This window comes from Enterobacter cloacae complex sp. IR5459 (assembly GCF_049238005.1).
In the GTDB taxonomy this organism is placed as follows: Bacteria; Pseudomonadota; Gammaproteobacteria; order Enterobacterales; family Enterobacteriaceae; genus Enterobacter; species Enterobacter hormaechei_C.
The window spans coordinates 1-567 of the sequence record NZ_JBMKIG010000077.1 but is presented as its reverse complement, the minus strand read 5'-3'; the positions used below and the strand labels follow the sequence as shown (position 1 = coordinate 567).

Annotated in this window: 1 protein-coding gene; it reads right to left on the bottom strand. The window is 54.7% G+C overall.

The genetic code is table 11. The features are described 5' to 3' along the window. On the bottom strand, nucleotides 1-567 hold a 567-nt coding region (gene gpJ / locus ACOTX4_RS26030), incomplete at both ends, for a TipJ family phage tail tip protein (protein WP_421635524.1).

The following is a 567-nucleotide window of genomic DNA, read 5'->3' as shown; positions in this document are numbered from 1 at the left end:
CGGTACGTCAACGATCAGCCCGCGAAGATGATATGTGCGGCTCGGCGTGTCGGTGTACTGGTCACGGTCGATGACTGAGCCGGCAACAGCAGAGAACGGATAGCTAAGGTTGTCGTCGGTGATCTCGCTGTAGCTGTTCCAAACAGTCCCGTTTGACAGCAAATCGCTGCTGCTGTCAGGCGTAATGCGGCGAACGCGGATATCAAACGGTTTGGTGTCGGGGGCATCAATGACGTGCGCCTCAAGGTACTCGCCAGAGATTTTCCCTGTAATCGTCACCGTCTTCTCCATGACCCAGCCCGACGAGCCAGTTCTGGTCTCGATAACCATCGTTACAGAGGTGTTTTTCTGGTTACCCTTGGAGTCCTGCTCCATGAGCCCGGTGACGCCGATGTTAAAACGAACGCGGGTCACGTCCTGATCTGTCACGGTTCTAACCAGCGGGGTATCGTAAGTGACCTCAGTGTTAACAATGGTCGTCGCTTCGATTGCAGAGAAGCCGTTGATTGGCTCCTGAGTTTCCGATCCAGGTCGCCAGGCAACACTAATGCCGTTCACGTTGACATT